This window comes from Streptomyces sp. NPDC057743, assembly GCF_042798755.1.
In the GTDB taxonomy this organism is placed as follows: domain Bacteria; phylum Actinomycetota; class Actinomycetes; order Streptomycetales; family Streptomycetaceae; genus Streptomyces.
This window is the reverse complement of record NZ_JBHVJX010000017.1, coordinates 112,686-136,399: the sequence shown is the minus strand read 5'-3', so window position 1 is coordinate 136,399 and position 23,714 is coordinate 112,686. Positions and strand designations below refer to the sequence as shown.

20 protein-coding genes are annotated in these 23,714 nt (G+C 72.7%); 3 read left to right on the top strand and 17 right to left on the bottom strand.

Annotated features, from left to right (window positions below; translation table 11 throughout):
* Positions 1-18: 18 nt before the first annotated feature.
* The gene (locus tag ACFVFQ_RS21115) at positions 19-951 is read left to right on the top strand and encodes a TIGR03619 family F420-dependent LLM class oxidoreductase (RefSeq protein WP_383418213.1); all 933 of its coding nucleotides are present in this window, start codon (positions 19-21) and stop codon (positions 949-951) included.
* Between the two features lie 20 nt (positions 952-971).
* On the opposite strand, the gene ACFVFQ_RS21110 is transcribed toward ACFVFQ_RS21115, so the two are convergent.
* Together ACFVFQ_RS21110 and ACFVFQ_RS21105 are read right to left on the bottom strand one after the other, a co-directional pair.
* Positions 972-2,687: a flavin monoamine oxidase family protein gene (locus ACFVFQ_RS21110; protein WP_383418211.1), complete on the bottom strand. Its 1,716-nt coding sequence runs from the start codon at positions 2,685-2,687 to the stop codon at positions 972-974.
* Positions 2,688-2,909: 222 nt separating this feature from the next.
* Positions 2,910-3,716: a carbon-nitrogen hydrolase family protein gene (locus ACFVFQ_RS21105; RefSeq protein WP_383418209.1), complete on the bottom strand. Its 807-nt coding sequence runs from the start codon at positions 3,714-3,716 to the stop codon at positions 2,910-2,912.
* Between the two features lie 321 nt (positions 3,717-4,037).
* On the opposite strand from ACFVFQ_RS21105, the gene ACFVFQ_RS21100 reads away from it, so the two are divergent.
* Positions 4,038-4,541 (top strand): nuclear transport factor 2 family protein, encoded by a 504-nt coding sequence (locus ACFVFQ_RS21100; protein ID WP_383418207.1) that lies wholly within the window; start codon positions 4,038-4,040, stop codon positions 4,539-4,541.
* 27 nt (positions 4,542-4,568) lie between these two features.
* On the opposite strand, the gene ACFVFQ_RS21095 is transcribed toward ACFVFQ_RS21100, so the two are convergent.
* From ACFVFQ_RS21095 to fmt, 10 genes are all read right to left on the bottom strand, one after another.
* Positions 4,569-5,024, bottom strand: coding sequence for an Lrp/AsnC family transcriptional regulator (locus ACFVFQ_RS21095; RefSeq protein WP_383418205.1), 456 nt, complete (start codon positions 5,022-5,024; stop codon positions 4,569-4,571).
* A gap of 10 nt (positions 5,025-5,034) precedes the next feature.
* On the bottom strand, positions 5,035-6,504 hold the full coding sequence (locus ACFVFQ_RS21090; protein WP_383418203.1) for an amino acid permease: 1,470 nt from the start codon (positions 6,502-6,504) through the stop codon (positions 5,035-5,037).
* Between the two features lie 354 nt (positions 6,505-6,858).
* Positions 6,859-8,322, bottom strand: a complete 1,464-nt coding sequence (locus ACFVFQ_RS21085) for a GuaB1 family IMP dehydrogenase-related protein (RefSeq protein WP_383418201.1) — start codon at positions 8,320-8,322, stop codon at positions 6,859-6,861.
* Between the two features lie 163 nt (positions 8,323-8,485).
* On the bottom strand, positions 8,486-8,929 hold the full coding sequence (locus tag ACFVFQ_RS21080) for a barstar family protein (RefSeq protein ID WP_383418199.1): 444 nt from the start codon (positions 8,927-8,929) through the stop codon (positions 8,486-8,488).
* Complete coding sequence (locus ACFVFQ_RS21075; protein WP_383418197.1) at positions 8,926-9,399, bottom strand: ribonuclease domain-containing protein; 474 nt, start codon at positions 9,397-9,399, stop codon at positions 8,926-8,928. Before ACFVFQ_RS21075 ends, ACFVFQ_RS21080 begins: the two co-directional genes overlap by 4 nt.
* Before the next feature lie 61 nt (positions 9,400-9,460).
* Positions 9,461-10,450, bottom strand: coding sequence for a sugar-binding transcriptional regulator (locus tag ACFVFQ_RS21070; RefSeq protein WP_383418195.1), 990 nt, complete (start codon positions 10,448-10,450; stop codon positions 9,461-9,463).
* 208 nt (positions 10,451-10,658) lie between these two features.
* Complete coding sequence (rpe, locus tag ACFVFQ_RS21065; protein WP_383418193.1) at positions 10,659-11,339, bottom strand: ribulose-phosphate 3-epimerase; 681 nt, start codon at positions 11,337-11,339, stop codon at positions 10,659-10,661.
* A 145-nt stretch (positions 11,340-11,484) separates the two neighbouring features.
* Complete coding sequence (locus ACFVFQ_RS21060) at positions 11,485-13,707, bottom strand: NADP-dependent isocitrate dehydrogenase (RefSeq protein ID WP_383418191.1); 2,223 nt, start codon at positions 13,705-13,707, stop codon at positions 11,485-11,487.
* Between the two features lie 147 nt (positions 13,708-13,854).
* A complete protein-coding gene (locus ACFVFQ_RS21055; protein WP_383418189.1) occupies positions 13,855-15,294 on the bottom strand; it encodes an RsmB/NOP family class I SAM-dependent RNA methyltransferase in 1,440 nt (479 codons plus the stop codon).
* Between the two features lie 117 nt (positions 15,295-15,411).
* The gene (gene fmt, locus ACFVFQ_RS21050) at positions 15,412-16,350 is read right to left on the bottom strand and encodes a methionyl-tRNA formyltransferase (RefSeq protein ID WP_383418187.1); all 939 of its coding nucleotides are present in this window, start codon (positions 16,348-16,350) and stop codon (positions 15,412-15,414) included.
* 252 nt (positions 16,351-16,602) lie between these two features.
* Here fmt and ACFVFQ_RS21045 point away from each other — a divergent pair, with 252 nt between their 5' ends.
* Positions 16,603-17,145 carry a hypothetical protein gene (locus ACFVFQ_RS21045; RefSeq protein ID WP_383418185.1) on the top strand — a complete coding sequence of 181 codons (543 nt, stop codon included), beginning with the start codon at positions 16,603-16,605 and terminating at the stop codon, positions 17,143-17,145.
* A 457-nt stretch (positions 17,146-17,602) separates the two neighbouring features.
* Here the strand turns inward: ACFVFQ_RS21045 and ACFVFQ_RS21040 are convergent, their stop codons facing one another.
* The 5 genes from ACFVFQ_RS21040 to gmk all read right to left on the bottom strand — a co-directional run bounded on the left by ACFVFQ_RS21040 (position 17,603) and on the right by gmk (position 23,681).
* Complete coding sequence (locus ACFVFQ_RS21040; RefSeq protein ID WP_383418183.1) at positions 17,603-19,732, bottom strand: primosomal protein N'; 2,130 nt, start codon at positions 19,730-19,732, stop codon at positions 17,603-17,605.
* Positions 19,733-19,847: 115 nt separating this feature from the next.
* The gene (gene metK, locus ACFVFQ_RS21035; protein ID WP_383418181.1) at positions 19,848-21,056 is read right to left on the bottom strand and encodes a methionine adenosyltransferase; all 1,209 of its coding nucleotides are present in this window, start codon (positions 21,054-21,056) and stop codon (positions 19,848-19,850) included.
* A 272-nt stretch (positions 21,057-21,328) separates the two neighbouring features.
* Positions 21,329-22,594 (bottom strand): bifunctional phosphopantothenoylcysteine decarboxylase/phosphopantothenate--cysteine ligase CoaBC, encoded by a 1,266-nt coding sequence (coaBC, locus tag ACFVFQ_RS21030; RefSeq protein WP_383418180.1) that lies wholly within the window; start codon positions 22,592-22,594, stop codon positions 21,329-21,331.
* A 110-nt stretch (positions 22,595-22,704) separates the two neighbouring features.
* Complete coding sequence (gene rpoZ / locus ACFVFQ_RS21025; RefSeq protein WP_274917076.1) at positions 22,705-22,980, bottom strand: DNA-directed RNA polymerase subunit omega; 276 nt, start codon at positions 22,978-22,980, stop codon at positions 22,705-22,707.
* An 80-nt stretch (positions 22,981-23,060) separates the two neighbouring features.
* Entirely contained in the window at positions 23,061-23,681 is a 621-nt protein-coding gene (gene gmk, locus ACFVFQ_RS21020) for a guanylate kinase (protein WP_383418177.1), read from the bottom strand.
* Positions 23,682-23,714 lie beyond the last annotated feature (33 nt).

Genomic DNA, 23,714 nt, shown 5'->3' with positions numbered 1-23,714 from the left:
CGTCGTAGGGTGCCGGCCATGACCTTGCGACTGGGACTGGGGTTGCCCCAGATGCCGCAGTACGACCCGCGGCGCGATGTGCGGGGCGTGGCCCGCACCGCGGAGGAAACCGGTTACGACAGCGTCTGGGTCTTCGAGCGGACGGTGTTCCCGCGCGAGCCGCTGGACGGGCTCTACGGCGTGCCGGGCCTGCCCTGGCCCGACTTCTACCGCCACTGCGCGGACCCGCTGGTCACCCTCGCGCTGGCCGCCGCGGTCACCGACCGGGTCCGGCTCGGCAGCAGCGTGCTGGTCTCCGGGCTGCACGCGCCGTTCCCGCTCGCCCGGACGCTGGCGACGCTCGACGCGGCCGGCGGTGGGCGGGTGCTGGCGGGCCTGGGCACCGGTTGGTCGCGGGACGAGTACCGGGCCGCGGGGGTCACCGCCTTCCCCGACCGCGGCGCCCAGTTGGACGAGTTGCTGGACGTCTGCGCGGCGGTCTGGGGCCCCGACCCGGTTGCGTACCGGGGGCGTTGGACGGAGATCGGGTCGGCCTCGGTCGGGCCCAAGCCGGCCCGGCCGATCCCGGTCTACCTGGCCGGGAGCAACCGCCGGGCCCTGGAACGGGTGGCCCGGCGCGCCGACGGCTGGCTACCGGCCCACCTGACCGGCGATCAACTCGCCCCGTTCATGCGGCAGTTGGCGGAGGCGGCCGAGCGGCACGGCCGCGCCGTCGGGGAGTTGGACGTCGTCCTGCGGGTCGGGGTGGAGCTGACCGGCGCGCCGCTGCCCGAGGCCGACCGCCGTCCGTACCGCGGCAGCCACGAGCAGGTGCTGGCCGACCTCGCCGGGGCGGCCGAAGCCGGCGCCCAGGAAGTGCTGTTGGACGTCCAACAGCACTGCCGGGACGGCGCGGAGCTGGCGGACCGCGCCGCCGACCTGTACGCCCGCATCCGGGCGGCCGGGCTGTAGGACGGCCGCCCGCGAGGCGCTCAGTCCTCCGGGAGCTCCACCGGTGCGAGCTCGTGGTAGGCGTCGCCGGGGCCCGGGTTGGCCGCGTCGGTGGAGCCGCCGAGGTGGTGCATCACGCCCCAGACCGCGTTCAGCGCGGTCTGCACGGCACCCTCGGCCCAGCCCGCCGTCCACGAGATGTCGTCGCCGGCGAGGAAGATGCCGCGCTTGTCCTCGGGGAGCAGCTCCTGCATGAAGTGGGTGAACAGGCGCCGCTGGTAGCGGTAGTGGCCGGGCAGGTTGGCCTTGAACGCGCCCATGAAGTACGGCTCGTTCTCCCACGACACGGTCACCGGGTTGCCGATGATGTGCTTGCGGATGTCGACCTTGGGATAGATCTCGCCGAGCGACTTGAGCATGACCTCCATCCGCTCGTTGGCCGACAGCGGCAGCCACTTCAGGCTGTCGTCGCACCAGGTGTAGGAGAGGCAGATGACGGCCGGCTGGTCCGGGCCGTTGTCGAGGAGGTACGTCCCGCGCGTCATGCGGTCGGTGAGCGTCATCGACATCACGTCCCGGCCGGTCTCGTTGCCCTCGTCGTCGACGGCCTTGTCCAGCCAGAAGGGGCGGTCCACGGGGACGAAGAGCTTGGAGCTCTCCATGTAGTGGGTGCGCTCGATCGCCGTCCAGTGGTCGATCGGGAACAGCTCGTCGTCGCACTCGATCTTCGACAGCAGCATCCACGACTGGGCGGTGAAGACCACCGCCTTGTAGGAGCGGATGTCGCCGGAGGAGTCGGTGACGGTGATGCGGTTGCCGGCGGTGCGGTGCAGCCGGGTCACGGCCGGGCGGGGCGCGCCGTCGTGCAGCGACGAGAGCGAGGTGCCCGGCGCCCAGTGCACGATCTTCTGCGGCTCCCGCTCCCACAGGCGCAGCGGAAGCTGCTGGGAGCCGCCGACGATGCCGCGGTGGTGGTCGTCGGCCTCGGTGTAGACGACGCGGAGGATCTCCAGGATGGAGTTGGGGAAGTCGGTGTCCCAACCGCCGGTGCCGAAGCCGACCTGGCCGAAGATCTCGCGGTGCCGGAAGGACTTGAACGCCTCGGAGTCGCAGAGGAAGCCGTAGAAGGTCTGGTTGTCCAGCTTCTCGACCAGCTTCGCCCAGATCTCGCGGATGCGCGGCACGTCGCGCTCGCGCATCGCCTGGTTCATGTCGGAGAAGTCGGCGCCCTCTTCGAGGCAGGCGTTCCACGCCTCGGCGACCTGGCGGTAGACCGCGGGCAGGTCGTCGACGGTCTCGGCGTAGTGCGACTCGCCCTTGAGGTCGACGACGGTCGACGGGGTGGCCTCGGCCAGCGGGTTGGGGAACGGGCGGGTCGTCAGGCCCACCAGGTCGATGTAGTGCTGGAGGGCGGTGGAGGACGGCGGGAAACGCATCGCGCCCAGCTCGCAGTTGAGTCCCTCTGCCGGAATGCCGCAGCCCTCGAATCCGACGGTGCGCAGCCGGCCGCCTATCTGGTCCGCCTCGTAGACGACGGGCTTGAGGCCCATCTTCATCAGCTCGTACGCGGTGACGATGCCGGAGAGGCCGCCGCCGACGATGGCCACCTCGGTGCCGTGCTCGGTCGCCGGGATCTGCCCGAGGCCGGCCGGGTGGGCGAGGAAGTCGTCGTACGCGTAGGGGAAGTCCGGGCCGAACATGGTGATCGGCGGCTGCGCGGCGGTGTGCGGGACGGCGGGGGGCACCGTGGACGTCATCGGGCGGACTCCTTGCGGGCGGACGGGCGGGACGGGCAGGACGGGCGGGACGGACAGGGGGTGCACACGGCCGTATGCGGCCGTATGCGGGTGTTTCGGGCGCGCGGTGGGCGCGAGGGACGCGGTCGGGTGCGCGCGGGCGGGGTGGGACGGTGGCGGGGCGTTCGCGGAGGCGGACCGGGGCGCGCCAGGGCCGGTTGGGGTTGCTGGGCGCGGGGCCGGTCAGGTCAGGTCGGTGTAGAGCTCCGGCCTCCGGTCGTGCAGATAGGGGTTGTTCTCCCGCGATTCCTTGAGGAAGGCCGGGTCGACCGCCGCCTGCACCAGCTGCTCGGCGCGCCCGGCGCGGGCGCGGACCACGCCGTCCGGCCCGGCCAGGCAGCTGAGCCCGACGAACTCGAACTCCCCTTCCAGGCCGACCCGGTTGACGTACGCGATGTACATCTGGCTCTCGAAGGCGCGCACCGGGATCATCTGCTCGGGCACGATCTGGAAGGGGTGCAGCTGCGCGGTGGGCACCAGCAGCAGATCGGTGCCGGCCAGCGCGTGCGCCCGGACGTTCTCCGGGAACTCCACGTCGTAGCAGATCAGCAGGCCGATCCGGACCCCGTCCAACTCCGCCTGGACGACCGGCACTTCGCCGGGGGTGAACCACTCCCGCTCGAAGCAGCCGAAGAGGTGGGTCTTGCGGTAGTTGGCGAGCGGGGTGCCGTCGGGGCCGATGAGCTGGACGGAGTTGTGCACCACGCCGTGCTCCTCGGGTGCGCGCTCCGGGTAGCCGTAGAGCACCGCGATACCGTGTTCGGCGGCGATCCCGGCGATGGCCCGGGCGCTGAGGCCGTCGGCCGGCTCGGCCAGGCGGTGCAGGTCGGCGCCGATGGCGTAGCCGGTGAGGAAGAGCTCGGGGCAGACCAGCAGCCGGGCGCCGGTCGCGGCCGCCTCGCGCGCCGCGTCGGCGAGCACCGCGAGGTTGTGGGCGACGTCGCCGGGCCGTCCCGAACTCTGGAGCAGGGCGGTGTGCAGCGGCGACATGGGACCCCTCGGCGGTGGCGGTGCGGGCGGGACGCAATGACGGTACGGGCCGGCGATGATCCACGACAAGGCTCCAGCGTTGCGCGACGGCGGACGATTCGTTGCGCGTTCAAGGGCCAGCGCGGCGATTCGTTGCATGAACCATCCGCACTGGTCGGGCGGGGCGTCGGCGGGTGACTCAGGCCACCGTGGCGGCGACCGTCCCGCGCACCACCGCGCGCAGCCAACGGTGGCCCGGATCGACCGCAACGCCACTCCCCCGCGCCGCAACCAAAACACCCCCTTGACCTCAAGTCCGCTTGAGGTAAAAGGATCGCCCTCATGACCACACACCAGACCGTCTCCGCCCGACGTCCCGACGGCCGGCGGCTCCAACTCCTCCTCGACCGCGCCGAGATCACCGACCTGCTGACCCGCTATGCGCACTCCCTCGACGAGGGGGTCTTCGACGAGGCGTGGGGCCGCGCCTACTACGCCGAGGACGTCACGGCCGAGATGCCGATCGGCACGGTCCGCGGCCGGGGCGCCGTGGTGACCCGGATACGAGAGGGGATGGCGCTCTTCGCCCGGACGATGCACCTGAGCGGCGCCGCCCTCATCGAGGTCGACGGCGACCGGGCCACCGCCCGCGCGCCCCAACTGAGCACCCACGTCCTGGCGGACGGCTCCGGCGCGCTGTTCGTCTCCGGCGGCCACGCCGCCACCGAACTGGTCCGCACCCCGGACGGCTGGCGGATCACCGCCTCCGCCCTGCGCGTCGCCTGGACCCAGGGCACTCCGCCCCGGCTGCCGGCGGGAATGGGCCCGGCGGCGGACCCGGCCTAGGGTCGGTCCCGCCCCATCGGACAAGCCCTAGCCCGGCGCCCCCGCCCCGTACCTGCGCAGCAACGGGGAGAGGACCAGCACCGACTTGGTCCGTTCGACGAAGGGCTCGCCGGCGATCCGTTCCAGGACCCGCTCGAAGTGCCGCATGTCGGAGGCGAAGACCTGCACCAGGGCGTCCGCCTCACCGGTGACGGTGGAGGCGGACGCCACTTCCGGGTAGCGCGACAGGCCGCGGTGGATCGCCTCGGGCGAGGTGTTGCGGCGGCAGAAGATCTCGATGAACCCCTCGGTCTCCCAACCGAGGGCGGCCGGGTCGACGCGCACCGTGAAGCCGGTGATCGCGCCCTCCGCCCGCAGCCGGTCCACCCGCCGTTTGACCGCCGGGGCGGACAGCCCGACCTCCTGGCCGATGTCCGCGTAACTGCGGCGGGCGTCCTCGGCGAGGGCGTGGACGATGCGTTCGTCGAGATCGTTCAGTCGCACTGCGGGTGGATCACTTCTCTGCGGTGGCCAATCGGGAGCGGCGCATGCCGTATCCGAAGTAGATCACAAGGCCGACCGCCATCCAGACTCCGAAGACCACCCAGGTCACCGGGCCGAGGCTGCCCATCATGTAGAGGCAGAGCAGGAAACCGATCGCCGGGAAGAGCGGCGACAGCGGGGTGCGGAACGCCCGCGGCATGTCGGGACGGGTCCGGCGCAGCACGATCACGGCCACGTTGACCAGCGCGAACGCGAAGAGCGTGCCGATGCTGGTGGCGTCCGCGAGCTGACCGAGCGGCACCGCGGCGGCGAGCACGCCGCAGAACAGCGAGACGATCACGGTGTTCACCCGGGGCACGCCGCTCTTGGGGTGAACCTTGGAGAACACCGTGGGCACCAGCCGGTCGCGGGACATCGCGAAGAGGATCCGGGTCTGTCCGTAGAGCACGGTCAGTACGACGCTGGCGATGGCGACGACGGCGCCGAAGGCCAGCATCACCGACCAATAGCCCTGGCCGGTAACGGACTTGAGGATCCCGGCGAGCGCGGCCTCCGAGCCCTTGAACTGCTGCCAGGGCAGCGCGCCGACCGCGATGGCCGCGACCAGGCAGTACAGGGCGGTGACGATCACCAGCGAGAGCATGATGGCGCGCGGCAGGTCGCGCTGCGGGTTCCGGGCCTCCTCGCCGGCCGTGGAGGCGGCGTCGAAGCCGATGTAGGAGAAGAACAGGGTGGCGCCGGCGGCGCTGACGCCCGCCATGCCCATCGGCATGAAGTTGGCGTAGTTGCCGGACTTCACGCCCTGGATCGCGACGGCGCAGAAGAGCAGCAGCGTGATGATCTTGACGACCACCATGATGGTGTTGGCCCGGGCGCTCTCCTTGGCACCGCCCAGCAGGAACACCATCGCCAGCAACACCACCAGCAGCGCCGGCAGGTTGAAGTAACCGCCCTGGCCCGGGGGCGCGGAGAGCGCGGCGGGGATGGTGACGCCCACCGTCCCGGCGAGGAACTCGTTGAGGTACTGGCCCCAGCCGACCGCGACCGCGGCGACCGAGACGCCGTACTCCAGGATCAGACACCAGCCGCAGACCCAGGCGATCAGCTCGCCGAGGGTGGCGTAGGCGTAGGAGTACGACGAGCCGGAGACCGGGATGGTGCCGGCCAGTTCGGCGTAGGAGAGCGCGGAGAACAGCGCGGTGATGCCGGCGATGACGAAGGAGAGCACGACCGCGGGGCCGGCGGACGGGACGGCCTCGCCGAGCACCACGAAGATGCCGGTGCCGAGCGTGGCGCCGATGCTGATCATCGTCAGCTGCCAGACGCCCATCGAGCGGCGGAGGGTGCCCCCCTCTCCCTGGCCGCCCTCGGCGACGAGTCGCTCGACCGGCTTGCGGCGCATCAGACGAGTGCCGAGCCCTCCGGCCGGCGGCTGGGGCAAGCTGCCCCCTGGGGGTGGGGCGGCGCCGTTCTCCAACACTGGGGGCTCCTTCGTCGCTGCCGGTCAGACTCGCACATTCCGGCACATTCCGGTGAGCAGGACCGCAGCGGCCAGACAGGCAGGACGAACCACCCTGTAGCAGGAGACCGCCGAGCAGGCGGTCTCCGCCACTCCACGTACAGCGCATGACCTTACGGCCCCTCGTTGACCTGCCGTAATGCAGGTTCCTTGCGCAACCGCGGTGGAACATTGCGCACGGCGGCGAAGGGCGGCGGATCGTTGCGCGCCACCGCAGTCAATCACGCCCGCCACCGCAGAACGCGACCGGCCCCGCACCAGGTCGGTGCGGGGCCGGTGAGCGGCGGTTGCGTCGGCCCTCGGCGGGCCGGCGGGTCAGTTCCAGCTGTTGTGCAGCGGCTTGCCCTCGGCGTAACCGGCGGCGCTCTGGACGCCGACCACGGCCTTCTCGGCGAACTCCTCGACGGAGGCGGCGCCGGCGTAGGTGCAGGAGCTGCGGACGCCCGCGATGATCGAGTCGATCAGGTCCTCGACGCCCGGCCGGGCCTGGTCGATGAACATCCGGGAGGTGGAGATGCCCTCCTCGAACAGCGCCTTGCGGGCGCGGTCGTAGGCGGACTCCTCGCTGGTGCGGTTGCGCACCGCACGCGCCGAGGCCATCCCGAAGCTCTCCTTGTACGGCTTGCCGTCGGCGGTGTGCTGGAGGTCGCCGGGCGACTCCAGGGTGCCGGCGAACCACGAGCCGATCATGACGTTGGACGCGCCCGCGGCCAGCGCCATGGCCACGTCGCGGGGGTGCCGGACGCCACCGTCGGCCCAGACGTGCTTGCCGTACTTCTTGGCCTCGGCGGCGCACTCCAGGACCGCGGAGAACTGCGGCCGGCCCACGCCCGTCATCATGCGGGTGGTGCACATGGCGCCCGGACCGACGCCGACCTTGATGATGTCCGCGCCGGCCTCGATGAGGTCGCGCACGCCGGAGGCGGCGACAATGTTGCCCGCGACGATCGGGACCTGCGGGTCCAGCGCCCGGACCGCCTTGATCGCGCTGATCATCGACTCCTGGTGACCGTGCGCGGTGTCCACCACGAGGGTGTCCACGCCGGCGTCCAGCAGCGCCTTGGCCTTGCCGGCCACGTCGCCGTTGATGCCCACGGCGGCGGCGATCCGCAGCTTGCCGTTGGCGTCGGTGGCGGGGGTGTAGAGGGTGGCGCGCAGCGCGCCCTTGCGGGTCAGGATGCCGACCAGCATGCCGTCCGCGTCGACCGCGGGGGCCAGCTTGCGGTTGGCGGCGTCGAGGCGGTTGAACGCCTCGCGGGGCTCGATGTCGGCGTCCAGGACCAGCAGGTCCTTGGACATGACCTCGGAGACCTGGGTGAAGCGATCCACCCCGGCCAGGTCGTGCTCGGTGACGACGCCGACCGGCCGGCCGCCCTCGACGACGATGCCCGCGCCGTGCGCCCGCTTGGGCAGCAGCGACAGCGCGTCCGCCACGGTCGAGACCGGGGACAGCACGATCGGCGTGTCCAGCACGAGGTGGCGCTGCTTGACCCAGGTGATGACGTCGGTGACGACGTCGATCGGGATGTCCTGGGGGATGACGACCAGACCGCCGCGGCGGGCCACGGTCTCGGCCATGCGGCGACCGGCGATCGCCGTCATGTTGGCGACAACCAGCGGGATGGTCGTGCCGGAGCCGTCGCGCGAGGCGAGGTCCACGGCCTGGCGGGAGCCCACCGCCGAGCGGCCGGGCACCATGAACACGTCGTCGTAGGTCAGGTCGTAGGGCACCGAAGAACTCTCTTCGAGGGCGCCGTTCTTCGGATTGAGGAATCGCATACCGCCAGGATACGGGCCCTGACCAGGACTCATGCGATAGTCCTACGAGTCCCTGGAGCATGTGTGCGATCCGCCAATCCGCCGTCCGCCCACCGGGACGCCGCCTCACCCGACGCACCCGTAACGTCGCGCAACGGCGTCCCGGACGGCCCGGTCCCGGCGGCTACGCCCCCTGCCGGCCGCGCCCGCCGGCCATGATCACCACGAGCCCGGTGTCGGTGTCCCGCCAGTACCCGACGGCGTCCGCCAACACCCCCTCGACCACGCCCCAGTCCTCCGGGGCGGCGGCCGCGTACTCCTGCCAGCCGGTGACGACCAGCAGCCGGCCGCGCGCGGGCGGGCACCAGGACAGATCGGTCAGGCAGTCCGCCAGCGCGTCCCAGTTGCCGCCGAAGTAGGCGGGGAAGTCCAGCGCGGCGGCGCACCGGTCCATGAAGGCGGCCTTGTCGCCGACCCCGTTGAGGTCGAGCGCGGCCGCGTGCCAGCCCGCCTGCCGGGCCGCGGCCAGCGCGTGGGCCACCGGCCGGTCCGCCGGCCAGGGCAGCACCCCCGCCGGCGTCCGCCCGTCGAGCACCGCGACCAGCGCCGGGGGCACCTCGGGGCTCACCGGAGCACCGCCTTGAAGGACTTGTAGTGGTCGTCGGTGTAGAAGAACTCGTGCTGCTTGCCGGTGATCAGGCGCCGGGCGCCGCGGTTGCGGGAGCCGGGGGTGTCGACCGTGTACTCGTGGTAGTAGCCGCGCGGTTCCTTGGGCAGCTGCTTCTCGTAGTTGCCGAAGACGGTGCCGTCCTTCGGGTACGGGAACGGGCCGCCGGCGTCGATCAGCTTGAGGGTGTGCTGCGCCTCGGCGGGCAGGCTCTTCGCCGGGACGGTCGGGTGGCCCTTCGCCCAGGGCGGTACGGCGGTGCCGCCGGGCGACCGGCCGTCGGCCGTGGCAGTCGCGGCCGGGTGGTGCGCGCCGGCCGAACTCCCTTTGCCGGCACCGCCGGTGGAGCAGCCGGTGAGGACGAGGAGCAGGGCGGCGAACAGCGCGCCGAGCACGGCGGCGGCCCGGCGCGGGGCGGATTGGATCAGCATGCGCCGATGCTGTCACAGCCGCGCACGGGCTGCTCGCCGATGGTGGTGGTGCGGGCCCCGCTCAGCGCCCGTCGGGGTCGGCCCGGTCCAGCGCGGGGCGCGGGCCGGGGCCGGTCTCCAGCAGCAGGTGGTCGGCGGCCGCGGTGTCCGTGACCAGGCTCGTCACCAGGCCGGAGCGGAGCACCGCGCCGATGGCCGCGGCCTTGCGCCGGCCGCCGGCGATCGCCACCACCTCGGGGATCCGGCGCAGCCGGTCCGCCTCGACGGTGATGCAGCGCTCGCCGAGGTCGCGGCCGATGCGCCGGCCCTCGGCGTCGAAGAGGTGCGCGGACATCTCGGCGGCCGCGCCCAGCGAGGCGTAGTGCTCCCGCTCGTCCTCGGACAGCATGTCGTAGACGGTCGAGACGCCCGGCTCCCAGGAGCCGATGGAGACGCAGGCGACGGTGACCTTGTCGAAGTAGTCGAAGGCGCGGGCGATGCCGGTCTGGCCGCGCAGCGCGGCGGCGGTCGCCGAGTCCGGCAGCAGCATCGGCGCGTAGATCGGGTGCGCCTCGCCGCCGGAGACGTCGGCAGCGCGGCGGACCGCCTCGACCGAGCCGCGGTCGGCGGTCCCGGCGTCGTAGACCCCGGTCAACTGGACGACGGTGCACGGCGGAAGCTGGTGCAGCGCGGCCGCCATGTGGATCGTCGAACGACCCCAGGCGAGGCCCAACACATCGCCCTCGGTGACGAGTTCGCCGAGCAGGTCGGCGGCCACCTCGCCGAGGTTCTCGGGGTCGGCGGCGTCCTCCGTGGCATCGGCGGGCGATTCGACAACGACCGCGTGCCGCAGGCCGTAGCGGGCGCGCAGGGCATCGGAGCGCTCCGCGTCGAGCTCGGAGGGCACCCGGATCTCGATCCGCACGAGATCGCGCTCCAGGGCCGTCTCCAGAACGCGGGCGACCTTGAAGCGGCTGACGCCGAACTCCTCCGCGATCTGGATCTTGGACTTGCCCTCAAGGTAGAAGCGGCGGGCCATGGCCGCGGCCTGCACCAGCTCGGCAGGGCCCATTCCGGACTGTGGGCGGCTGGCTACCACGAAAATCTCCCCTTTTGCGCATCTGATCGAGTCTTTGCTCATCCTTTCAGAAACCCGAGGTGTACGGGGACCATGACCGGCACGACGGGCATGAACGCTCGGTGGCCGGCAGGTCAACCACCGCCGCACACCGCGCCGTACGGCCCGCTCCCGGGCCCCTCGGGCTTCGCCGCCGACTCGATCAGTGGGCGCAGCCCCAGCTCCCGGCCGTCGCCGCCTCGGCCTTCTCCCGCAGATCGCGGACGGCCTTGGCCGGATCGTCCGCCCCGTACACCGCGGAGCCCGCGACGAACACGTCGGCGCCGGCCTCCGCGCAGCGCTCGATGGTCTCCGCCGAGACGCCGCCGTCCACCTGGAGCCACACCTGGAGGCCGTGCCGGGAGATCAGCTCTCGGGTGCGGCGGATCTTCGGCAGCATGATGTCCAGGAACGCCTGGCCGCCGAAGCCCGGCTCGACGGTCATGATCAACAGCATGTCCAGCTCGGGCAGCAGGTCCTCGAACGGCTCGATCGGGGTGGCCGGCTTCAGCGCCATCGACGCCCGCGCGCCCTTGGCCCGGATCTCCCGCGCCAGCCGCACCGGCGCCCCGGCCGCCTCCGCGTGGAAGGTGACCGAACCGGCCCCGGCCTCCACGTACTGCGGCGCCCAGCGGTCCGGGTCCTCGATCATCAGGTGCAGATCGAGGGGGGTCTCCGTCGCCTTGCTCAGCGCCTCGACGATCGGCACACCGAGGGTGAGGTTGGGGACGAAGTGGTTGTCCATCACGTCGACATGGAGCCAGTCGGCGCCCTCGACGGCCTTCGCCTCCTCGGCGAGGCGGGCGAAGTCGGCGGACAGGATGCTGGGGTTGATCAAGGCCATGCCCCCAGTATGGCGGTCCGCCCCCGCACGGTCCGCGCCGGGCCGGGAGACTCCCGTCACCCCGGCACGGGCCTTGGCACCGGGCCGCCCCGGCCAAACGCGCGGCCCGGCCGGGGCGGACGAGGTGGTGCCTGACGGCGGTGGGTCAGCCCTCCAGGGCCGCCAGCGCCTGGTTCAGCGTCTTCGACGGACGCATCACCGCGGACGCCTTGGCGGCGTCGGGACGGTAGTAGCCGCCGATCTCGGCCGGGGAGCCCTGCACCGCGACCAGCTCGTCGACGATGGTCTGCTCCTGCTCGGTCAGCGTCTTGGCCAGCGGCCCGAACGCCTCGGCGAGCTGCGCGTCGTCGGTCTGCTTGGCCAACTCCTGGGCCCAGTAGGTGGCCAGGTAGAAGTGGCTGCCGCGGTTGTCGATACCGCCCAGGCGGCGGCTCGGCGACTTGTTCTCGTTGAGGAACGAGCCGGTGGCGCGGTCGAGAGTGTCGGCGAGGACCTTGGCACGGGCGTTGCCGGTGGTCGTCGCGAGGTGCTCGAAGCTGACCGCGAGGGCCAGGAACTCGCCCAGGCTGTCCCAGCGGAGGTAGTTCTCCTTGACCAGCTGCTGGACGTGCTTCGGGGCGGAGCCGCCGGCGCCGGTCTCGAAGAGGCCGCCACCGTTCATCAGCGGCACGACCGAGAGCATCTTGGCGCTGGTGCCCAGCTCCAGGATCGGGAACAGGTCGGTCAGGTAGTCGCGCAGCACGTTGCCGGTGACCGAGATGGTGTTCTCGCCGCGACGGATCCGCTCGATCGACAGCTTGGTGGCCTCGACCGGGTTGAGGATCTTGATGTCCAGGCCCTCGGTGTCGTGCTCCGGCAGGTACTGCTTGACCTTGGCGATCAGCTGCGCGTCGTGGGCGCGGCCCTCGTCCAGCCAGAACACGGCCGGGTCGCCGGTGGCGCGGGCGCGGGTGACGGCCAGCTTGACCCAGTCGCGGATCGGGGCGTCCTTGGTCTGGCAGGCGCGGAAGATGTCACCGGCGGCGACGGCCTGTTCCAGGACGACGTTGCCGTCCTGGTCGACCAGGCGCACGGTGCCCGCGGCCGGGACCTCGAAGGTCTTGTCGTGCGAGCCGTACTCCTCGGCCTTCTGCGCCATCAGGCCGACGTTGGGCACCGAGCCCATGGTGGCCGGGTCGTAGGCGCCGTGCGCACGGCAGTCCTCGATGACGGCCTGGTAGACGCCGGCGTAGGAGGAGTCCGGGAGGACCGCGAGGGTGTCGGCCTCGGCGCCGTCCGGGCCCCACATGTGGCCGGAGGTGCGGATCATGGCGGGCATGGAGGCGTCCACGATGACGTCGCTGGGGACGTGCAGGTTGGTGATGCCGCGGTCGGAGTCGACCATCGCCAGCTCCGGGCCCTCGGCCAGCTCGGCGTCGAACGACGCCTTGATCTCGGCGCCGTTGGGCAGCGCGTCCAGGCCCTTGTAGATGCCGCCGAGGCCGTCGTTCGGGGTCAGCCCGGCGGCGGCCAGCGCCTCGCCGTACTGCTCGAAGGTCTTCGGGAAGAAGGCGCGCACCACGTGACCGAAGATGATCGGGTCGGAGACCTTCATCATCGTGGCCTTCAGGTGCACCGAGAACAGCACGCCCTCGGCCTTGGCGCGGGCGACCTGCGCGGCGAGGAACTGCTCCAGCTCGGCGACGCGCATGACGGAGGCGTCGACGACCTCGTCCTTGAGGACCGGCACCGACTCGCGCAGCACGGTGGTGGTGCCGTCGTCGCCGACCAGCTCGATGCGGAGCGTGCCGTCCGCGGCGATCACCGCGGACTTCTCGGTGGAGCGGAAGTCGTTGGCGCCCATGGTGGCGACGTTGGTCTTGGACTCGGGGGTCCAGGCGCCCATGCGGTGCGGGTGCGCCTTGGCGTAGTTCTTGACCGACGCGGGGGCGCGGCGGTCCGAATTGCCCTCGCGCAGCACGGGGTTGACGGCGCTGCCCTTGACCTTGTCGTAGCGGGCGCGGATCTCGCGCTCCTCGTCGGTCTTCGGGTCGTCCGGGTAGTCCGGGAGCGCGTAGCCCTGCTCCTGGAGCTCGGCGACGGCCGCCTTGAGCTGCGGGATGGAGGCCGAGATGTTCGGCAGCTTGATGATGTTGGCGCCGGGCGTCTTGGCCAGCTCACCGAGCTCGGCGAGGGCGTCGGGGATCCGCTGCTCCTCCTTGAGGTACTCGGGGAACACGGCGATGATCCGGCCGGACAGCGAGATGTCGCGGGTCTCCAGCGTCACCCCGGCCGTCGCCGCGTACGCCTTGGCCACCGGCAGGAACGAGTACGTCGCCAGGGCGGGTGCCTCGTCAGTGTGGGTGTAAATGATGGTCGAGTCAGTCACCGGGTCCGCTCCATCCACGTCTGCAAAATTTCTCGACATCAAGATATCAACATCGCTCGACATCAAGATATCTCGTCGTCCAATCCGGCTCCCCGGGGGTGTGCTCCCCACCTCCGCCCGGAACCGGTCACCGCTGCGGCCGCCCCGTCAGCCGGTCCGCCGCAGCAGTGCCAGATACATCGCGTCGGTGCCGTGCAGATGCGGCCACAACTGGACGTCCGGGCCGTCGCCGAGCCCCAGGACCCCCGGCATCAGCGGCCGGGCGTCGACCCACTCGGCCTCGACCGCCGGGCCGCCGCGCCCCTTGAGGACGTCCTCCACCACCGCCCGGGTCTCCGCCGGATGCGGCGAGCAGGTCGCGTAGCCGACCACCCCGCCGACCCGCACCGCCGCCAGCGCCTGCCGCAGCAACTCCCGCTGCAGCGGCGCGAATCCGTCCAGGTCCTCGGGGCGGCGGCGCCAGCGCGCCTCGGGCCGCCGGCGCAGCGCACCCAGCCCGGTGCACGGCACGTCCACCAACACCCGGTCGAAGGCCCCGGGCCGCCACGCCGGACGGGTGCCGTCGGCGGCGATCACCGCGTACGGGCCGGGGTTGCCGGCCAGCGCCCGGGCCACCAACCGCGCCCGGTGCGGCTGCTTCTCCGACGCCAGCAGCGCCGCGCCGCGCTGCGCCGCCAGTGCACCCAGCAGCGCCGCCTTGCCGCCCGGCCCCGCACAGCCGTCCAACCAGGCCCGGTCCGGGCCGTCCAACGGGGCGTTGGCCAGCGCCAGCGCCACCAACTGGCTGCCCTCGTCCTGCACTCCGGCGCGCCCCTCGCGCACCGCGTCCAGCGCGCCCGGCTCCCCGCCCTCGGCGAGCCGGACCGCGTACGGCGACCACCGGCCCGGCACCGCACCCTCCTCGCCCGCGGCGGTCAACAGCTCCTGGGCGGTGGACCGTCCGGGCCGCGCCACCAGCGTCACCTCGGGACGCTCGTTGTCCGCCGCCAGCAGGTCCTCGATGCCCGCCCGGCCACCGCCGAGCGCGTCCCACAGGGCGGAGACGACCCAGCGCGGATGCGCGTGCACGATCCCCAGGTGCTCCTCGGGATCGTCGTCGTACTCCGGGGCCACCCGCTCCAGCCAGCCGTCCAGATCGTCCGCCGCGACCTTGCGCAGCACCGCGTTGACGAACTTCGCCCGGCCGTCGCCCAGCACCACCCGGGCCAGCTCCACGGTGGCGCTCACCGCGGCGTGCGTCGGGATGCGGGTGCCGAGCAACTGGTGCGCGCCCAGCGTCAGCACGTCCAGCACCGGCGGGTCCACCTCGCGCAGTGGCCGGTCCACGCAACGGTCCAGGATCGCGTCGTAGGTGCCCTGGCGGCGCAGCGTCCCGTAGACCAACTCCGTTGCCAGCGCCGCGTCCCGGGCGTCGAACTCCCCGCCCTCGCGCGCCTTGCGCAGCAACGGCGGCAGGACGAGGTTGGCGTACGCGTCCCGCTCGTCCACCGCCCGCAGCGCCTCGAACGCGAGGATCCGGACCGGGTCCTTCTTCGGGCGGCGGTAGGGCTTACGGGTGCCGTGGCGGCGGGGCGGCTGCTGACTCACGAAAAGGTGCTCCGGTATTACGGGACGGGGGTCCGCCCCAGCCTACGCGGGCCCCTGACCGGCAGCGCGCGGGGACAACCCCGGGCCCGCACCGCCGGTCGGTCAGCCGCCGGGCCGTCAGCCGCCCAGCCGCTCGCCGGCCGCGATCCGCACCCCGCGCGCCCAGTCCGCGCCCTTCATCGGCTTCTTGCCCTGCGGCTGCACCCACACCAGCTCGACGGGGTGGCTGCCGGTGCCCACGTGCACCGCCTTCTTCGTGACGGCCAACTCGCCCGGGGCGAGCTCCGGACCGTCGTAACCGGGGGCCAGGGCGCCCGACATCACCTTCAGCCGCTCCCCGCGGAAGACCGTCCAGGCGCCGGGCGCCGGCGCACAACCGCGGATCACCCGGTCCACCCGGAGCGCGGGCGCGCTCCACTCGATCCGGGCGTCCTCGACCTCGATCTTCGGGGCCAGGGTGACCCCCTCCGCCGGCTGCGGCACCGCCTTGAGCGTGCCGTCCTCAATGCCGTCCATCGTGGCCACCAGCAGCCCGGAACCGGCGAACGCGAGCCGGGTCAGCAGATCGCCGCTGGTGTCCGTCGGCCGGATCTCCTCGGTGATCACCCCGTACACCGGGCCGGAGTCCAGCCCCTGCTCGATCTGGAAGGTGGCGGCACCGGTGATCTCGTCGCCGGCCAACACCGCGTGCTGCACCGGCGCCGCCCCCCGCCACGCCGGCAGCAGCGAGAAGTGCAGATTGACCCACCCGTGCGCCGGAATCTCCAACGCCGCCTTGGGCAACAGCGCCCCGTACGCCACCACCGGGCAGCAGTCCGGCCCGATCTCCCGCAGCCGCGCGAGGAACTCCTCGTCCCGCGGCTTCGCCGGCTTCAGCACCTCGATGCCGGCCTCCTCCGCGCGCTCCGCGACCGGGCTGGCCACCAGCCGGCGCCCCCGCCCGGCCGGCGCATCGGGCCGGGTCACGACGGCCACCACCTCGTGCCGGTCCGAGGCGATCAGGGCATCGAGGGCGGGCACGGCGACCTCGGGGGTACCGGCGAAGACAAGCCTCATGGGTGACGGACTACCTCTCACACGCAGCGGAACGACGCACCAGTCTATGAGCCTTGGCGCAGGTCATGGGCCGGAACGCCGGGGGGCGTGCGAACTTACCCACGCCCCGCGCACAAGCTCGTACGCCCCCATACCGTGACCAGAGCCGCTCCTGGCGCGTTGGTCAAGCAGCATTGACCGAATTTCGGGCCGCTTTGGCGGCCCGATCGCGCTTCACCCTTCCTTTTCCACGCCGGTTCGAGAGGCTTGCTCATGGCCGACCACGCAACCCACGACGCCCAGGCGCGCGCCAGCCTGCATCTCCTGGTGCGGGACATCGAGCGCGTCCGCCGGCAGGTGGACGCCCTGCGCACGCTCACCGCGCAGCTCGGCAACGTCTACCGGCCGCGGCGCACGGGCCCCTCCGCGGGCTTCGTCGTCTACGGACGCGCCCCCGCCCCGACCGTGCGGCTCGCGCAGGAACTTCGCGACAGCGTCGAGACCCTCGTCACCGCCGCCGTCGACTTCGACCGCTCGCTGGGCTTCTCCTGGGACGCGGTGGGCTCCGCGCTCGGCGTCACCAAGCAGGCGGTGCACCGCCGTTACGGCGCCCGGCGCGCCGCCCAGCCGTCCGGCGACGGCACCGACCCCGCGGTGCGCTCCTCCGACGCCTCCGCCGCCCGCGCCGTCAGCATGGCCGGCGGGCTGTCCGGGACCCCCTCCGTCCCCGCCGCCCGCTCCATGCCCAGCCAGCCCTCCGCGGTCTCCCGCGACGAGTCCCGCCCCGGCGCCTTCCCCGGCCCCCGCAACGGCTGACTTCCCGCCGTCCCCCTCCGTACTCCTCCGCCCGTACCCCACACCCCTACGCCCCCACGTTTCCGACGACCCGATGACCCGATGCCGGGACCGCCTGCCGACTACGGTCCCGGAGCGGGCGGTTGGCGAAGCGAGGCCGGGACGGCGCGCACGCAGGACGGGGTGATGAGGGCGGCGGGCGGTGCGCACGGCTCGCCCGTGATCCGGACCGCTCGGCGGCTACGGGTCCGGGCTACGCGCGGCGCACCACACGACGCCGGGAACGGCACGGACGACGGGCGCGCCCCGAACGTCCAGGACCGCGGCCGATACGGGCAGTTGGGCCGACGCGAGCCCGGGGCGGTGCGTCGACGCGGGCCGCGCTCTCGGCCACCGGCCCTCAACCACCGTGCCACCGGTGAAGGTTGAGCGACCGGCGCCCGCCTGGGGTCTGTCCGATGGGCCCCGGCCCCGCCCCTCAGCCCAGGTCCGGCGGGTCGATCCGGACCCGGACCGGCTCGCCCTCGCGCTTGACCAGGCGGGCCGCGCGGGCGGACTTCAGCGCCGCCGCCAGTGCGGCACCCTGGCCGGGACGGACCCGTACGAGCGCGCGCTCCCACGCCTCGCCCGGCGGGGGGTCGCCCGGCCGACGGGGCCGCCCGGCGTCCGGTATCGGCAGCGGCACGGGGCCCAACACCTCGGCCCCCGCAGGGAGTTCGGCCGCGGCCAGCAGGCCGGCCACGTCCTCGGGGCGGCCCGCCACCGAGGCCATCCGCGACACCGGCGGAAAGCCCAGCTCCGCCCGCTCGGCCAGCTCCCGGACCGCATGGCCGACCGGATCCCACCGCACCAGCGCCTGCACCGGCCGCAGGGTCGGCTCCGCGATCACCGCGACCGTGCCACCCGCCTCTTGGCCGCGGACCAGCGCGGCCGCGCCCAACCAGCGGCGCAACGCCTCCTCGCCGGCGCGCAGATCCGGCCGCCCGAGCAGCGCCCAGCCGTCCAGCAGCAGCGCGGCGGCGTACCCCTCGCCGTCCGCGACCGGCTCGGCGCCGGGCGTGCTGACCACCAGCGCGGGCGTACCGGGCACCGACGTCAGGACGTGGTCCCGCCCCGACGTACGCACCGGCACCGCCGGGAACGCCCGGCCCAACTCCTCCGCGGTGCGCCGCGCCCCGACGATCTGCGCCCGCAACCGGGCCCCGCCGCATTCCGCGCAGTGCCAGGCCGACTCCTCGCGGCCGCACCAGGCGCAGGCCAACTCGCCGGCCTCGCGCGCCTCCAACGGGCCGGCGCACGCCCGGCAACGGGCCGGCGTCCGACACCGCTCACAGGCCAGCCGGGGCGCGTAACCCCGCCGCGGCACCTGCACCAGCACCGGCCCACGGGTGAGCCCGTCCCGCACGATCTGCCATGCCATCGACGGGAGCCGGGCCGCGCGCGCCGCGGCGTCCCGCGCCTCGTCGCCGTCCCCGACCATACGCACCAGGGGAGCGGCGGCCCGGACCCGCTCGCGGCCGGCGGTCAACGGCCGCGCCCAGCCGGTCTCCACGAGCTGTGCCGCCTCCACCGTGCAGCTCAGCCCGCCGAGCAGGAACCCGGCCCGCTCGCTGACCGCGCGCTGGATCAACACCTCCCGAGCGTGCGGCTGCGGGGCGTGCGGATCGCTGTGGCTGGCGTCCCCGTCGTCCCACAGGGCGACCAGCCCCAACCCGGCGACGGGGGCGAACATCGCCGCCCGCGTGCCGATCACCGCCCGCACCGAGCCCCGGCTGACCGCCAGCCAGCGCCGATAGCGCTCCTCGGGCCCGCACTCCGCCGTCAGCACCACATGCCGGTCGGCGCCGATCAGCGCGCCGAGCGCGGCGTCCACCCGGGCCGCGGCCCGCCCGTCGGGCACCACCACCAGCGCCCCGCGCCCCCCGGCAAGCGCCGCGGCCGCCGCCCGCGCCAGCTCCTCCGGCCAGCTCGGACCCGGCAACGCCGTCCACACCGCCCGCGGCGCGTCCCCGCGCACCAACGCGGCCAGGAACCCCGGGCCCGCCCCGTAACGCTCCCAACTCCCGGGCTCCGGCGGGGCGTTCGGCGGCAACGGCGCCGGCGACGGCTTGGCCTCGACGCGCGCCCGGCGCGGCGGCACCGCCAGCTGCACCACGTCGGCCAGCGACCCGGCGTACCGGTCGGCGACCGCCCGGCACAGCGCCAGCAGCTCCGGGCTCAGCACCGGCTCCGGCGAGAGCACCTGGGCGAGCGGGGCCAACACCCCCCGAAAGTCGCTCTCCGCCACCCGCTCCACGATGAAGCCGCTGACCAGCCGGCCGCCCTCGCGCCGCCCGCCCTTCTCCCCCGCCCCGAAGCGCACCCGCACCCGCACCCCGGGCCGCGCGTCGGAGTCCATGGCGGCGGGCACCGCGTAGTCGAAGAACCGGTCGAGGTGCACCAGCCCCTTGTCCACCAGCACCCGCGCCACCGGCAGCTCCGCCGCCAGCGCGGCCCCCCGCCACGTCCGCGGCTTGGCGCGCTCCGCCTTCGTCTCCCGCACGGTCTCCCGGATCAGGGCCAACTGCTCGCCCTGCTCCCCCGGCTCCCGCCCGTTCTCCCTGCTCACAGCATCCAGTCTTAGCAGACGCCACTGACAACGGCCGGTGCCGGCGAACGGCCTGGGGCCCCGGATCGCCGAAGCGGTCCGGGGCCCCAGGAAGGTTCCCTTGCGGTGCGGTGCCTTACAGGCCCGCGGCCTTGCGGAGGGCGTCCACCCGGTCGGTGCGCTCCCAGGTGAACTCCTCCTGCTCACGGCCGAAGTGGCCGTACGCGGCGGTCTGGGCGTAGATCGGGCGGAGCAGGTCGAGGTCGCGGATGATCGCGGCCGGGCGGAGGTCGAAGACCTCGCCGATGGCCTGCTCGATCTTGTCGGTGTCGACCGCGTTGGTGCCGAAGGTCTCGACGAAGAGGCCGACCGGCTCGGCCTTGCCGATGGCGTAGGCGACCTGGACCTCGCAGCGCGCGGCGAGGCCGGCGGCGACCACGTTCTTGGCGACCCAGCGCATCGCGTACGCGGCCGAACGGTCCACCTTGGACGGGTCCTTGCCGGAGAAGGCGCCGCCACCGTGGCGGGCCATGCCGCCGTAGGTGTCGATGATGATCTTGCGACCGGTCAGGCCGGCGTCGCCCATCGGGCCGCCGATCTCGAAGCGACCGGTCGGGTTGACCAGCAGCCGGTAGTCCTCGGTGTCCAGCTTGATGCCGTCCTCGACGAGCTGGGACAGCACGTGCTCGACCACGAACTCGCGGATGTCGGGCGCCAGCAGCGAGTCCAGGTCGATGTCGCTGGCGTGCTGCGAGGAGACCACCACGGTGTCGAGGCGGACGGCCTTGTTGCCGTCGTACTCGATGGTCACCTGGGTCTTGCCGTCGGGACGCAGGTAGGGGATGGTCCCGTTCTTGCGGACCTCCGACAGCCGGCGCGACAGGCGGTGCGCCAGGTAGATCGGGAGCGGCATGAGCTCGGGGGTCTCGTCGCAGGCGAACCCGAACATCAGGCCCTGGTCGCCGGCGCCCTGCCGGTCGAGCTCGTCGTCATCGCCCTCGACGCGGTTCTCGTAGGCGGTGTCGACGCCCTGGGCGATGTCCGGGGACTGCGCGCCGATGGACACCGAGACGCCGCAGGAGGCGCCGTCGAAGCCCTTCTTCGACGAGTCGTAACCGATCTCCAGGATCTTGTTCCGGACGAGGTTGGGGATGTCGGCGTACGCCTTGGTCGTCACCTCGCCGGCCACGTGCACCAGGCCGGTGGTGATCAACGTCTCAACGGCGACCCGAGAGCTCGGGTCCTCCTTGAGGAGCGCGTCGAGAATGGTGTCGCTGATCTGGTCAGCGATCTTGTCAGGGTGGCCCTCGGTGACAGACTCCGAGGTGAACAGGCGGCGGGACACATCGCTCCCTGGGGTTGCAGCGGCTGCTGGCTGATCATTTAGCGGAACGGCCGAGAGCTGCGCTCGGCCGGACCGCTGCCAGTTTATCGGTCTAACGTGGCGCGCGGGTACGCAGTCTCGTTTTATGGAACCCCCGTGACCTGGGACACCACGCCTCACCGTAGTGACGATCACCTCGACATTCGGTCCGGTCAAGAGGGCACGCCGAATTTCGATGGGTCGGTGAAGGCCCTTCCGGACCCGGTATCGGGGATTCCGCGGGGCGTTCCCGGTCAGGCTCCCGGGGCCGCCAGACGGGGCGCCACCAGGTCCCAAACCGTGTCGGCGAGGGCTTCTTTCGGGCCGTACGGGACGGGGGTCTCGGTGCCGTCCGTGGCCAGGATCACGGCCTCGTTTTCGGCCGAACCGAAGGTCTTGCGCTCGCCGACCTCGTTCACCACCAGGAGATCGCAGCCCTTACGGGCCAGCTTGGCGCGGCCGTTGGCGAGGACGTCGTCGGTCTCCGCGGCGAAGCCGACGACCACCTGGCCGGGTCGGGCCCGGTCGGCGGAGAGCTCGGCAAGGATGTCCGGATTACGCACCAGGGCGATGGGTTCCGGCTCCTGCCCCTCCTGCTTCTTGATCTTGCCGGTGGCGTAGCTGGCGGGCCGGAAATCGGCCACCGCGGCGGCCATCACGACCGCATCGGCGTCGGCCGCGGCCTTGAGCACGGCCTCCCGGAGCTGCCGGGCGGTGCCGATGCGGATCACGTCCACCCCGGCCGGGTCGGGCAACTCGGTGTTGCCGGCGACCAGGGTGACCCGGGCGCCGCGGGCCGCGGCCGTACGAGCCAGCGCGTAACCCTGCTTGCCGGAGGAGCGGTTGCCCAGGTAGCGCACCGGGTCCAGCGGCTCCCGGGTGCCGCCGGCGCTGACCACCACGTGCCGGCCGGCCAGGTCCTGCGCCAGCCCCTGGGCGCCGCGGGCCAGCACCTGCCGACACAGGTCGAAGATCTCCACCGGGTCGGGGAAGCGACCCTTGCCGGTGTCGACGCCGGTGAGCCGGCCCACCGCGGGCTCGATGACCAGCGCACCGCGGCGCCGCAGCGTGGCGACGTTCTCCTGGGTGGCGGGGTTCTCCCACATCTCGGTGTGCATCGCGGGCGCGAAGACCACCGGACAGCGGGCGGTGAGCAGGGTGTTGGTCAGCAGGTCGTCGGCGAGGCCGTGGGCGGCCTTGGCCATCAGGTCGGCGGTGGCCGGGGCGACCACGACGAGGTCGGCGGCCTGGCCGATGCGGACGTGCGGGACCTCGTGGACGGACTCCCAGACCTCGGTGGTGGCCGGGTTGCCGGACAGCGCCGACCAGGTGGCCTCCCCGACGAAGTGCAGCGCCGAGGCGGTCGGCACGACCCGTACGTCGTGGCCGGACTCCGTGAGCCGCCGCAGCAGCTCGCACGCCTTGTACGCGGCGATCCCGCCACTGACCCCCAGGACGACCCTGGGCCGCTCCCGCTTCTCCATCGCTTCCCCGCTCCCCGAGCTCAGGTCCGAACGCATGTCCCTCAACCTATGCCCTCCGGGCACGCCAAGGGCCCGGCAGGTCCGCCCAGCCACATGCTGGGAGGCGCCCCTGCCGGGCCCTTGGTGAGGTAAAGCCTTGGTGCCGCTTACTGGCCGACGGGGCCCTCGACGGCCTCCGAGGTCAGCAGACCCGCGTTGATCTCGCGCAGCGCGATCGACAGGGGCTTCTCGTGGACGTGGGTGTCGACCAGCGGGCCGACGTACTCCAGCAGGCCCTCGCCGAGCTGGGAGTAGTAGGCGTTGATCTGGCGCGCGCGCTTGGCGGCGTAGATCACGAGGCTGTACTTCGAGTCCGTGGCCTCAAGAAGCTCATCAATGGGCGGGTTGATGATGCCCTCGGGTGCGGTGATGGAAGAGGACACTCTCTACCTTCCGAAAGGGGATGAAGCAGGTGGTAGCGCGCGGCCGCGCTCAAATCCGTGGCGCCGGGATCGGGACCGGGTCAGTCGCCGGTGGCCCGGTCCTCAGAGCGACGCAGCATCAAGGCTAGCAGCTCACGGCTGACGTCCTCGACGGAGGTGTTGACGAGTGTGACGTCGAACTCCTTCTCCGCCGCCAGCTCGATCCGGGCCGCCTCCAGGCGCCGCTCGATGACCTCCGCCGCCTCCGTGCCGCGGCCGGTGAGCCGGCGGACCAGCTCCTCCCAGCTCGGCGGGGCCAGGAAGACCAGGTTGGCGTCGGGCATGGACTCGCGGACCTGGCGGGCGCCCTGGAGGTCGATCTCCAGCAGGACGGGCTCGCCGGACTCCAGTCGGTCCAGGACCGCCTTGCGCGGGGTGCCGTAGCGGTTACCGGCGAACTCGGCCCACTCCAGCAGTTCGCCGTTGGCGATCAGCTTGTCGAACTCCTCGTCCTCGACGAAGAAGTACTGGACGCCGTGACGCTCCCCCGGGCGCGGCTTGCGGGTGGTGGCCGACACCGAGAGCCAGATTTCGGGGTGGACCTTGCGCAGATGCGCGACGACCGTGCTCTTGCCGACCCCCGAGGGGCCGGAGAGCACGGTCAGGCGCGGTTGTCTGGCCGGGGGTACGGGGGCGGACCCCCGGGAGACTGCTGAACTCATGCAGCGATTATTCCAGCTACCCGGCAGTGCCGA

What these genes read in the sequence shown, in the direction of transcription:
- rpe (WP_383418193.1), bottom strand. Translation starts at nt 11,339, where the DNA reads ATGGCCTTGATCAACCCCAGCATCCTGTCCGCCGACTTCGCCCGCCTC.
- ACFVFQ_RS21100 (WP_383418207.1), top strand. Translation starts at nt 4,038, where the DNA reads ATGACCACACACCAGACCGTCTCCGCCCGACGTCCCGACGGCCGGCGG.
- coaBC (WP_383418180.1), bottom strand. Translation starts at nt 22,594, where the DNA reads ATGCGTTCGGACCTGAGCTCGGGGAGCGGGGAAGCGATGGAGAAGCGG.
- ACFVFQ_RS21045 (WP_383418185.1), top strand. Translation starts at nt 16,603, where the DNA reads ATGGCCGACCACGCAACCCACGACGCCCAGGCGCGCGCCAGCCTGCAT.
- ACFVFQ_RS21070 (WP_383418195.1), bottom strand. Translation starts at nt 10,450, where the DNA reads ATGGGCCCTGCCGAGCTGGTGCAGGCCGCGGCCATGGCCCGCCGCTTC.
- ACFVFQ_RS21110 (WP_383418211.1), bottom strand. Translation starts at nt 2,687, where the DNA reads ATGACGTCCACGGTGCCCCCCGCCGTCCCGCACACCGCCGCGCAGCCG.
- ACFVFQ_RS21105 (WP_383418209.1), bottom strand. Translation starts at nt 3,716, where the DNA reads ATGTCGCCGCTGCACACCGCCCTGCTCCAGAGTTCGGGACGGCCCGGC.
- ACFVFQ_RS21075 (WP_383418197.1), bottom strand. Translation starts at nt 9,399, where the DNA reads ATGCTGATCCAATCCGCCCCGCGCCGGGCCGCCGCCGTGCTCGGCGCG.
- ACFVFQ_RS21085 (WP_383418201.1), bottom strand. Translation starts at nt 8,322, where the DNA reads ATGCGATTCCTCAATCCGAAGAACGGCGCCCTCGAAGAGAGTTCTTCG.
- ACFVFQ_RS21115 (WP_383418213.1), top strand. Translation starts at nt 19, where the DNA reads ATGACCTTGCGACTGGGACTGGGGTTGCCCCAGATGCCGCAGTACGAC.
- gmk (WP_383418177.1), bottom strand. Translation starts at nt 23,681, where the DNA reads ATGAGTTCAGCAGTCTCCCGGGGGTCCGCCCCCGTACCCCCGGCCAGA.
- fmt (WP_383418187.1), bottom strand. Translation starts at nt 16,350, where the DNA reads ATGAGGCTTGTCTTCGCCGGTACCCCCGAGGTCGCCGTGCCCGCCCTC.